The 11633-nt window shown below is 38.7% G+C and carries 12 protein-coding genes; all 12 read right to left on the reverse strand.

Annotation, left to right across the window (positions count from 1 at the left end; genetic code table 11):
- Positions 1 to 307: 307 nt before the first annotated feature.
- The 12 genes from lysS to hpt all read right to left on the reverse strand — a co-directional run bounded on the left by lysS (position 308) and on the right by hpt (position 11623).
- The gene (gene lysS, locus B494_RS0100005) at positions 308 to 1792 is read right to left on the reverse strand and encodes a lysine--tRNA ligase (RefSeq protein ID WP_017470300.1); all 1485 of its coding nucleotides are present in this window, start codon (positions 1790 to 1792) and stop codon (positions 308 to 310) included.
- Positions 1793 to 1957: 165 nt separating this feature from the next.
- Positions 1958 to 2947: a tRNA dihydrouridine synthase DusB gene (dusB, locus tag B494_RS0100010; protein WP_017470301.1), complete on the reverse strand. Its 990-nt coding sequence runs from the start codon at positions 2945 to 2947 to the stop codon at positions 1958 to 1960.
- 4 nt (positions 2948 to 2951) lie between these two features.
- A complete protein-coding gene (locus tag B494_RS0100015; protein WP_017470302.1) occupies positions 2952 to 3179 on the reverse strand; it encodes a helix-turn-helix domain-containing protein in 228 nt (75 codons plus the stop codon).
- On the reverse strand, positions 3149 to 3661 hold the full coding sequence (gene folK, locus B494_RS0100020) for a 2-amino-4-hydroxy-6-hydroxymethyldihydropteridine diphosphokinase (RefSeq protein ID WP_017470303.1): 513 nt from the start codon (positions 3659 to 3661) through the stop codon (positions 3149 to 3151). Before folK ends, B494_RS0100015 begins: the two co-directional genes overlap by 31 nt.
- The gene (folB, locus tag B494_RS0100025) at positions 3658 to 4026 is read right to left on the reverse strand and encodes a dihydroneopterin aldolase (protein WP_017470304.1); all 369 of its coding nucleotides are present in this window, start codon (positions 4024 to 4026) and stop codon (positions 3658 to 3660) included. The genes folK and folB overlap by 4 nt, the downstream gene beginning before the upstream one ends.
- Positions 4027 to 4857, reverse strand: a complete 831-nt coding sequence (gene folP, locus B494_RS0100030) for a dihydropteroate synthase (RefSeq protein WP_017470305.1) — start codon at positions 4855 to 4857, stop codon at positions 4027 to 4029.
- Positions 4858 to 4986: 129 nt separating this feature from the next.
- The gene (cysK, locus tag B494_RS0100035; protein WP_017470306.1) at positions 4987 to 5913 is read right to left on the reverse strand and encodes a cysteine synthase A; all 927 of its coding nucleotides are present in this window, start codon (positions 5911 to 5913) and stop codon (positions 4987 to 4989) included.
- Between the two features lie 207 nt (positions 5914 to 6120).
- Positions 6121 to 7020 (reverse strand): peptidylprolyl isomerase, encoded by a 900-nt coding sequence (locus tag B494_RS0100040; RefSeq protein ID WP_017470307.1) that lies wholly within the window; start codon positions 7018 to 7020, stop codon positions 6121 to 6123.
- Between the two features lie 2 nt (positions 7021 to 7022).
- The gene (gene hslO, locus B494_RS0100045; protein ID WP_017470308.1) at positions 7023 to 7907 is read right to left on the reverse strand and encodes an Hsp33 family molecular chaperone HslO; all 885 of its coding nucleotides are present in this window, start codon (positions 7905 to 7907) and stop codon (positions 7023 to 7025) included.
- A 16-nt stretch (positions 7908 to 7923) separates the two neighbouring features.
- The gene (locus tag B494_RS0100050) at positions 7924 to 8691 is read right to left on the reverse strand and encodes a type III pantothenate kinase (RefSeq protein ID WP_026065087.1); all 768 of its coding nucleotides are present in this window, start codon (positions 8689 to 8691) and stop codon (positions 7924 to 7926) included.
- 242 nt (positions 8692 to 8933) lie between these two features.
- On the reverse strand, positions 8934 to 10931 hold the full coding sequence (gene ftsH / locus B494_RS0100055; protein ID WP_017470310.1) for an ATP-dependent zinc metalloprotease FtsH: 1998 nt from the start codon (positions 10929 to 10931) through the stop codon (positions 8934 to 8936).
- A 149-nt stretch (positions 10932 to 11080) separates the two neighbouring features.
- Positions 11081 to 11623, reverse strand: a complete 543-nt coding sequence (hpt, locus tag B494_RS0100060) for a hypoxanthine phosphoribosyltransferase (RefSeq protein ID WP_017470311.1) — start codon at positions 11621 to 11623, stop codon at positions 11081 to 11083.
- Positions 11624 to 11633: the final 10 nt, after the last annotated feature.

The following is an 11633-nucleotide window of genomic DNA, read 5'->3' on the forward strand; positions in this document are numbered from 1 at the left end:
TTTTGTTCAGTTTTCAAAGATCAATTCGCTTGCCGTCTTTTCGCGACAGCTTTTATATTATATAAAAACCAAGATTGAATGTCAACAGTTTTTTTGTTTTTTTCTAACGCTTCAAAACCGTTATTCAATTTGGCGACTTGATTAATATAACACGCACCTGTTATACAGTCAACCACTTTTTAAAAACAATATGCTCTATTCATAAAATAATCAACATTTCTTCTATACTCAAATTAAAAGCGCCACTCCAATCCCTATTAATTATAGAAATCCTTTGAGTAGCGCCTTTGTAACACATGACAACATATTATTCTTTGTTTTTCATTTGTGGAAATAACAAGACATCTCTAATTGAAGGGGCATTAGTTAGTAACATCACTAAACGATCAATGCCTATTCCTAAACCGCCGGTTGGTGGCATACCATATTCAAGTGCTTCAAGGAAATCTTCATCCATTTCATGTGCTTCATCATTCCCCTGTTCCTTCTCCTTCACTTGCGCTTCAAATCTTTCCCTCTGGTCTATTGGATCATTTAATTCCGAAAAGGCATTGGCGTGTTCTCGGCGAACAATGAATAATTCAAACCGATCTGTAAAACGTCCATCAACTTTATTCTTCTTTGCTAATGGTGAAATTTCAACGGGATGTCCATATACAAAAGTAGGCTGGACAAGGTGCTCCTCCACCTTTTGCTCAAAGAACTCATTAACAATATGCCCGTAAGTCATCGTATCTTGGATGCTAACACCATGCTCTTTAGCTAATAACTTTGCATCTTCATTACTCATTTGTTGCCAGAAGTCTACACCTGTATACTCTTTAATGATATCTACCATATGCACCCTTTTCCAAGAAGGCTTTAAATTAATCTCTTCTTCTCCATAAGTAACAGTGGTAGAACCTACAACTTCCTCAGCAATATGAGCGACCATATTCTCAACTAAATTCATAATATCATGATAGTCAGCATAGGCTTCATAAAGCTCCAACATCGTAAATTCAGGGTTATGTCTTGTTGATACCCCTTCATTACGAAATACACGTCCAATCTCATAAACGCGTTCCATTCCGCCAACAATCAATCGTTTAAGATGTAACTCTATTGCTATTCTCATATATAACGGTATATCCAAAGCATTGTGATGTGTGATAAACGGACGAGCAGAAGCTCCGCCGGCAATACTATGCATCATAGGTGTTTCCACCTCTAAAAATCCAGATTCGTCCAAATAGCGTCGCATAGACTGAATGATTTTACTACGCATAATAAAAGTCTCTTTACTCTCATGGTTTGTAATTAAATCTAAATAACGTTGGCGATAGCGCTGTTCAACATCCTTTAAGCCATGAAACTTTTCAGGTAACGGACGTAGGGATTTAGTTAAGATAGTAAACTCTATCGCTTTAATTGATAATTCGCCAACGTTTGTTTTAAAAACCGTTCCCGTAACACCAACAATATCACCCAAGTCAGCTCCCTTAAAAAGTTCATAGGCTTCTTCACCAATGGCATCCTTACGAACATAGAGTTGTATCTGACCACTTAGATCTTGTATATGAGAGAAGCCCGCTTTTCCCTTGCCTCGCTTGGTCATGATCCGACCTGCAACCGTCACTTCAATTGCCTTTTCTTCTAACTCTTCTTTAGAGAAAGAATTATATTCTTCAGTTAAAGAATTAGCAAAATGTGTGCGTTCAAACTTGTCACCAAAAGGATCTATACCATTATCTTGCATCATTTTTAATTTGTCTCGACGCACCCGCATGTGTTCATTTAATTCTTCTGACACCTTCTATCACTCCACTTCTTATTTATAGCTATATATTTAATTAGCATTCATTTTAAGAAAAATCGAATAATCCTATCATAGCATATTGCTAATAAAGTATAAATTATTAAAGTAATCAGGCAACTACCTTAGTTTACATTGTTAACTATCGACGAAACCGAAAAACTACACGAAACTATATTGAGACTTTAGGTGGTCAACAAATCGACTTAGGAGTTGCTCTAATGCATCACGTGTTTCAACCTCATTAATTTCACGACGCACCTTTTCGTTTCCTTTTAGTCCTTTCAAATACCATGCTGTATGTTTGCGCATCTCCATCACTGCTACTTTTTCTGATTTTATTTTAATTAAGCGATCTGCATGTAACATACAAACTCTAATCTTCTCTTCCGGTGATGGCTCATCTAATAGAACACCATGATCTAAATACTGAGCAATACGGTAGATGATCCATGGGTTACCTAGCGCAGCTCGCCCTACCATAACAGCATCAACACCTGTTTCTTCAAGCCTCTTTTTAGCTATCTCTGGCGAATCAATATCACCATTGCCGATAACAGGAATTGATACGTTATCCTTAACTGTCTTAATAATGTCCCAATCGGCACTTCCCTCATACATCTGCTCCCGCGTCCGACCATGTAATGCCAAAGCTTTTGCACCGGCCTCTTCTAAAGCTTTAGCATTTTCTAAAGCGAAGATGCTATCCTCGTCCCAACCTGTTCGCATCTTTACAGTTACAGGCTTATTAACAGCCGATGATACAGATGAGACCAGCTCATAAATTTTTTCTGGCTGAAGGAGCCACCTTGACCCAGCATCACATTTCGTAATTTTAGGAACTGGACAACCCATATTAATATCAATAATATCTGCATTCGTGTGTTGATCAACAAATTGCGCTGCCTTAATCATTGACTGTTTCTCTCCACCAAATATTTGTAAGCTCATTGGTTTCTCTGCTTCATCAATATAAAGCATATCCATTGTTTTTTTATTTTTATTCACGATTCCTTTATCGCTTACCATCTCTGCACAGACTAAACCCGCTCCAAATTCTTTGACAGTTAAACGAAACGCCCAATTACTAACCCCTGCCATTGGTGCAAGCACTACACGATTCGGTATAGTTATATTTCCTATCTGAAACATATCTTTACCCCCTTTCTTTGTTCTCATCTAACGGCGGTCTCAATTCTACCAAAGCAACCTCTAACGTCTCCACCGTTCTTTCTATAAATGCATCTGATGGTTGTCGTTTCCCTCGTTCTATCTCACCTACCATTGATAAGGAGTAGCCGACAGCCTCAGCGAACTCTATTTGAGTATAGCCCTTCAACTTCCGAAATGCTTTTATTCTTCTTCCCCATCTTGCTTGATCCATTTAACGACGCCTCTCTTTTCTTCATTAGATATTTGAGCAAGGTGTTCTTTTACGGATTTGTTTGTACCTGGTATCCTTAACCCAGGGTTAAGTTCAGCTAACGGTACAAGCACAAACGCTCGTTCATGCATACGCGGGTGCGGAAGAATTAATTGTTCCGTCACCATATTTTCTTGATTGTAGAGTAAAATGTCAAGATCTATTGTTCTTGGTCCCCATTTAATCTCTCTTTTTCTCCCTAAATCAGCTTCTATTGTTTGACAAAACTCTAATAGCTCAACAGAAGAAAGTGTGGTACTCACTTCAACAACCATATTAAGAAATTCCCCTTGATCTTGATAACCAATGGGAACTGTTTGATAGATCGACGAATGGTTGTTGATAAAGGCATGTTCAGATCGCTCAATATAGTCTATAGCCTGTGTTAAATGGAAATGCCTTGGAGCGATGTTGGAACCAAGCGCTACATAAGCTTTATTCATGCGGATAACCGCTCTCGATATATTTCCACTGCAACCGATTGATAATGGCCATGGATTGGGGGATCTGGCTTTATCAACTTAACACGACACGCTAATAATTGAGGGTAATTATCTAAAAGCTTTGACGCTATTGTTTCTGCAACCGTTTCTATCAATGCATAAGCTTGTCCCTCAACAACGTCCTTTGTCATTTGATAAACTTCTCCATAATGTACAGTGTAGGTCAGATCATCGGTTTCTCCAGCCTTTCTCAAATCGGCTTCTAACTCTAAATCAACATTAAACCGTTGGCCTAACTCATTTTCAGCTTTAATCGCGCCGTGATAACCATAAAAAGCTAATCCATTTAATAAAATTTTATCCATCTAATTCCCGCCCTTCTTCACCAGTAAATCTGTCATCTTCGCTACTCTTGCGTTCATCTTTACATTATGTACACGCACCATATCAGCACCGTTAACAATGCCATAACTTGTAGTCGCAGCTGTTGCTTCATCACGTTCGTTTGTCGGTAAATCCAATAAATGTCCAATCAGCGATTTCCGTGAAGCACCTAATAAAATTGGATAGCCCAAAGATTTAAGGGCATCAAGATTTTGAATGATCTCGAGATTCTGCTCAACATTCTTGGCAAACCCAACACCTGGATCAATGATAATTTGCTGCTTTTTCACACCTTTATTCAGCACTAAATCAATACTCTCAGTAAGGTCTGCCTTAACCTCATCAATTAAATTATAGTGATAAACGGGATGTTTACGATTTTGCATCAATATGATAGGGGCTTGATATTCAGCGGCAACACTAGCAATTTCAGGTTCAAACTTTGCCCCCCAAATATCATTGATAATGTCTGCTCCCGCCTCTAAAGCATAACGTGCTGTTTTAGCTTTAAACGTATCAATAGAAATAGGAACAGACACGACCTCCCGCACTTTTTTTATTATTGGAATAACACGTTCAATCTCTTCATCCTCTGATACCGGGGTATAACCTGGTCTCGTCGACTCTCCTCCAATATCAATAATATCTGCACCTTCTAAAACCATTTTTTCGGCTTGCTTAACTGCACGATCTATATCATTAAATTGCCCACCATCTGAAAAAGAATCTGGCGTAACATTTAGAATGCCCATAATAGCTGTCTTCTTAGCTAAATTTAGTTCACCATGTTGAGTGTAAAGCTTACGATTCAAAACGATCTTCCCTTCTGTTTTTATTTTATTTTAACACCAATTGGCAAAAATGAGCAGTCCCCTTTTATGATGTTTCAATAATGCGAGTAAAAAAATCAGCTCTCACCTTAAAGATGAGAGCTGATTCTTTTACTCTTGATCGAATTGATACAAAGGTGTGGATAAATAACGTTCTCCGTTACTTGGAATAACCGCTAGAACTTTCTTCCCTTTTCCTAATGATTTAGCCACTTGTTTAGCAGCAAAAATAGCGGCACCGGAAGAAACACCTCCTAATAACCCTTCCAATCGAGCTGCTTCTCTAGCCGTCTCATAAGCCTGATCATTCGTTACAGTTATAATTTCATCATATATTTCAGTGTTTAGAATTTTAGGCACAAATCCTGCACCAATACCTTGTATTTTATGAGGACCTGGATCTCCCCCAGATAATATCGCCGAATCTTTAGGTTCTACAGCATAAATTTTCACATCTTTATAATGTTCTTTTAATACTTTACCCGCTCCAGTAATCGTACCCCCTGTTCCAATACCGGCAACAAATGCATCTAACTGGTCGCCCATTTGTTCAACAATTTCTTTACCTGTTGTCTGCTCATGGACAGCTGGATTTGCTTGATTCTGAAATTGTTGTGGCATAAAGTATCCGTGCTTTTCTCGTAATTCTTCAGCTTTTTGAATTGCACCTTTCATTCCTTCTGATCCTGGTGTTAGCACGAGATCAGCCCCATAGGCACGTAATAGATTACGTCGCTCAAGACTCATTGTATCAGGCATAACAAGGACAGCCTGATAGCCTTTTACCGCTGCAACTAGTGCTATACCAATCCCTGTATTACCACTAGTTGGTTCAATAATCGTATCACCTTGTTTTAATTGACCACTTGCCTCAGCCGCTTCAATCATCGCTAAAGCTATACGATCTTTCACTGAACTCCCTGGATTCATAAATTCAAGTTTAGCATAAATCTCAGCATCTTCTGGACCAGATAAACGATTTAATTGAACAATTGGGGTATTACCAATTAACCCCGCTATCGATTGAGCTATTTTCATTTTTCAGCCTCCTAATTCCGAGTATTCTTATTTGTTTAATTATAAGTTAAAATCCTGATATTGTCAATAAAATGATCATTCAATCAGTGGCGGCTTTCATTCTTTTCCACTGATTGGTCGTTGAGTAAATCAGGACATTAGCATGCCGTTATTTCCTGTCTAACCGATTAACCCCGCCCCTATTTTGGGCAGTAGTGTTACGACCGGTTATCTGTGATAAATCCAATCCACATCAAGTTGTTGCCAAAATGCTTGGGTAGAAGGAGGTTCTCCTACTTCTTCGACAGCCAATTTAGTACGTATATGGTCCTTTAATTGATCATAGCTTAGCTCAACTCTCGGCAACTCGCGATGTAAATACAAAATGGCAAAGCCTTGATTCACCCTAACAGGTTCACTATAGCTAAACTGATCTAAACCTCGAACCTCCTCAAAATAACCATCAGGCAAGAAAGAACTTCCTTCAGTAAAAAAACCTAAGTAGCCACCATTTAATAATGATTCTTCGTCAATTGAATATTCACGTGCTAAGGCAGCAAAGTTAGCTCCTTCTTCTAATTCATTATAAATACGGTTTGCTGTTTCTTGATCTGCTACAACAATATGAGATACCTCTACCCGATGCGAAAATTCATATTGCGATTGGTAGGTATTATAATAAGATTCAATATCCGCTTCACTTATAGTTACATCTCTTGTAAAAATTTTTTCAGTTAGTAATCGATGTTCAATCGTTTCACGCCACTCTTCTTCTGTTTCCACCACATCTTCTTGTCGCATTTGACCGGCCAAAGAAGCCAACAGAGACACTTCTAACTCAATCACTCCCGGGTCAACCGACAAATTATATTGATCTGCTAACTGTGACACAACATGCCGATCCACCATTTGAGTGAGCGCTTCTTCTCCAAAGTGCGTTCCCAGATAATTCATCCATTCATTATAGTATATTTCTTCTTCATTTATGACAGCTACCGGCTGACGTACATCTATCTCCTTTGAGGGGATATAATTTGAAGAATCTCGATTACCATTAAGCAACAAAGACAACATTAAAATATTTGTCCCTAATAACACGAGAATAATGACTAGAATTATTTTTCGCATAACTACTGCAACTCCTCCGATTGCTTAAGTTTGCTTAAATCATCAGGTGAGAGGTGATAATGCTCATTACAAAAGTGACAGGTTGCCTCTGCACCACCATCAACCTTGATCATATCATCGATTTCGTCATTACCTAACCCTCTAATAGCATTGCTGATGCGTTCAATCGAACACGGACAATGGAACGTAACTGGTAGTTTATCTAAGATGTTCAGATTGGTTTCACCAAATAAAATATTAAGTATCGCTTCTGGCGACTTACCTTCTCTTATTAATGTTGAAATTGGCGGGATCGTCGCAATGCGATTTTCGAGTAGGTCAATGGCTTCATCACTAGCCCCTGGCATCACTTGAACAATGAACCCACCAGCAGCCAAAATCGTATGATCAGGGTTAACTAATACACCTGCCCCCACAGCAGATGGCACTTGTTCAGATGTAGCAAAATAATAAGTGAAATCCTCACTCACTTCCCCAGATACAATAGGGACTTGTCCAGTAAAATGATCCTTTAAACCAAGGTCTTTGACAACACTTAAGTTCCCCGCTGTTCCAACCGCACGAGCTACATCTAATTTGCCTTTAGCATTTAAATCAAAATCGACATGTGGATTCGTTATATAACCCCTGACTTGGCCTTTAGCATTAGCATCAACAACAATCGGTCCTGTAGGCCCATCCCCCTCAAGTTTGATCGTAAGCTTATCTTCCCCTTTGAGCATGGCACCCATGATCGCTGATATGGTCATCGTTCGACCTAGAGCCGCCGATGCCGTCGCCCATGTATCATGGCGTTTTCTTGCTTCCTCTACTAATTCCGTTGATTTTATCGCATAGGCACGAACGGTCCCTTCAAATGCCGTCGCCTTTATCAAATAATCACTCATAATAAATAACTCCTTTTCATCTCACACATTGGTAAATCTCCTTTAAACCTTTTAGGGTCAAAGCCGAATCTACTATGTCTATTGTAGCGGATTCATCAGCAATTAATTCAGCTAACCCACCAGTAGCAATAACTTTAGGGTTTTGACCGCTTTCCTTCTTAAATCGCCTTACCATTTCATCAACTTGACCTACATAACCAAAATATAAACCTGATTGCATCGCATCAACCGTTGATAAACCAATTATATTCTTCGGATGGGTGATCTCTACCTTTGGTAATTTAGCCGCTTGGCTGTACAAAGCATCAAGCGAAATTTTTATACCAGGAATGATGGCGCCTCCGACATAAGAGGCGGTCTCATCTATATAACAATAGGTCGTGGCTGTTCCAAAATCGACAACAATTAACGGACTTCCATATTCAGCAATCGCACCTACTGCGTTAACGATGCGATCAGCCCCTAACTCAGCCGGGTTTGGATATTTCATTTTTAAATAGCTATCAATCGGAGTTTCTCCGATTACAATAGCCTTACGATTAAAATATTTTTCGGCCATACTCTCAAGAGCATACATAATCGGTGGTACAACAGATGAGATCATAATATCTTTAACCACCGAAAAGCTTAATGCTTGATGATCAAACAATGATTTAACTAACATGGCAAACTCATCTTCCGTTTTATCTCTATCTGTCTTTATTCGCCACTGATAAGCGAGGTTATTACCTTCAAATAATCCGAGTACTGTATTTGTATTACCAACATCTAACACAAATAGCATATTCATCACCATCTCTTTTTTAAATAACAAACACTAAAACTGACTTTTCTCTATTTTACTTCTTTTTTTGACATTCTCCAAATAAATCAATTTTGCTAAAAAAATTCTTACTTCATATTGATATTAGCCTATACCAATAAACCTTTTTAACTCTAAAGATTTGATCTATTCTCAATTACACTAACTCAAAAGAAAAACCAGCAGAAAACCCGATATTATGGTTTTCATACTGGCTTTCACCGTTAATCTTCTTTTGTTTGGTTATCATTTCCATCAGATGTTTGTTCTGTTTCATTAACAAACAGTTCTTCGTTATCGTCATCCGCTTTGGCTTGAATATTAACCTTCACGTCTTCTTCAGCTTTTGTACTCGCTTCTTCATCATTAGATAGACCACTTTGCTCCGATACAACAGGGTCTGGAAGCGATCCTGTTTCAAATAGCGATTTAATTTGTGCGGCGTCTAACGTTTCAACTTCTAATAATGTTTTAGCAATTAACTCTAGCTTATCCTTATTTTCAGTAAGAATTTCTTTAGCACGACTATAGCAATGATTGATAAAGTTTTGCATTTCTTGATCAATCTCATATGCTATCGCATCACTATAATTTGCCTCGTTCTGCATATCGCGCCCCAAGAACACCTGACCTCCTGAACTACCAAATTGAAGTGGGCCAATCTTATCACTCATACCATATTCGGTAACCATTTTACGCACCATACTTGTCGCTCTTTGGAAGTCATTGTGTGCACCTGTACTCACTTCGCCAAAGGTAATTTCTTCAGCTACTCGGCCACCTAATAATCCTGTGATTTTATCAAGCAACTCTGGCTTCGTCATAAAGTAGCGATCTTCTTTTGGTAACATTACAGCATATCCGCCTGCTTGCCCACGTGGCACAATTGTCACTTTATGAACCATATCAGCCTCGTCGAGTACCATTCCAATAATAGTATGGCCACTTTCATGATAAGCCACAATATTACGCTCTTTTTTAGAGATCACACGACTCTTCTTCGCAGGACCAGCAATGACGCGATCAATCGCCTCGTCAACATCTTCCATTTCAACTTGCTTTTTATCACCTCGGGCCGCTACAAGGGCAGCCTCATTAAGCAGGTTTTCTAAATCAGCACCTGAAAAGCCTGGGGTACGCATAGCAATAGTCTTTAAGCTAACATCTTCTGCTAATGGCTTATTTCGGGCATGAACGCGCAAGACATCTTCACGACCTCTTAAGTCCGGTCGATCAACCGTAATTTGACGGTCAAATCGCCCTGGACGTAATAAAGCAGGATCTAAAATGTCAGGTCTATTCGTCGCGGCAATAATAATAATTCCTTCGTTTTCTCCAAACCCATCCATTTCAACTAGTAATTGGTTTAAGGTTTGTTCCCGTTCATCATGACCGCCACCAACGCCTGCACCACGTTGACGTCCAACCGCATCAATTTCATCAATAAAAATAATACACGGTGCATTCTTTTTCGCATTTTCAAATAAATCTCGAACACGTGACGCACCTACACCAACAAACATTTCAACAAAATCTGAACCACTAATAGAGAAAAACGGTACACCCGCTTCTCCAGCTACGGCTCTAGCTAGTAAGGTTTTCCCTGTACCAGGAGGGCCGACTAAAAGCACACCTTTAGGAATCTTTGCGCCAATTGCAGCAAACTTACGCGGATCTTTCAAGAAATCAACAACCTCTACCAGTTCCTGTTTCTCCTCGTCTGCACCAGCCACATCTTTGAAGCGTACTTTCTTCTTATCTTCGCTATACATTTTGGCTTTCGATTTACCGAAGTTCATGACACGATTACCGCCACCTTGTGATTGATTCATTAAAAATAAGAAAATCACAATAACGATAATAAAGGGCGCAAATGATATTAAGAAACTTAACCAAGGGCTCGGTTGCTCCTCTTCATCCCACATAACGACTTCTTGACTTGATGCTTCTGCATTAATCTCAGCAACAACGTCAGGATTATCAGGTATATTGGTAATAAAGTTCGTATTTTCTTCATCTGCTAATGTACCTGTAACACGAATCACACCATTAGAAGGGCGCATCTCCATACTTTCTATTTCTTCGTTATTTAAAGCATTTACAAATTCATTAAATTTAAATTCTTCTGTTTGTCCATTTTGTCCAGTTATAAATTGCATCACCGAAAGCAATACAAGTAATATAACACCATAAAAAATAAAACTACGCACTATACGATTCATCACTTTCCTCCTCCCAAACGAGAAAACTATATTACATCGTATCATAGAAAAAACAAGAATGACAACTAACTCGATCTCAGTATTTCCATAATATAATGTGTTTAGTTATAATATTTAATAATTTATTGCTTGTTGATTAGCGGGAGCTTTTATTCTCCACCATAAATATGTGGTTTTAGCACCCCAATATACGGGAGGTTGCGATACTTTTCCTGATAGTCTAAACCGTATCCAACGACAAACTCATTAGGTACTTTAAAACCAACAACATCTGCTTTAATATCAACTGTTCGACCTTCTGGTTTATCAAGAAGGGTGACAATTTTTATAGAACGTGCTTTTCGATATTTGAAAAGGTCAACCAAATAGCTTAAAGTTAAACCACTGTCAATAATATCCTCTATAATAAGTAAATCACGTCCCTCTACTTTTGTATTTAGGTCTTTCTCAATTTTAACCTCGCCTGAAGAACGCATTTCACCACCATAACTAGACACGTCCATGAAATCCATTTCCAAGTATGTATCCATATAGCGAAGGATATCAGACATAAACGGTAGAGCTCCTTTTAAAACGCCTATAGCTAAAGGGAACTTATCCTTATATTCTTCAGCTAGTTGCTCACCTAATTCTTTGCATTTTTCTTGAATGTCTTCTTGCGAAACCAATATTTTTTCGATGTCATTGTGCATCTTGATCCTC

The organism is Amphibacillus jilinensis Y1, from assembly GCF_000306965.1.
Classification (GTDB): domain Bacteria; phylum Bacillota; class Bacilli; order Bacillales; family Amphibacillaceae; genus Amphibacillus_C; species Amphibacillus_C jilinensis.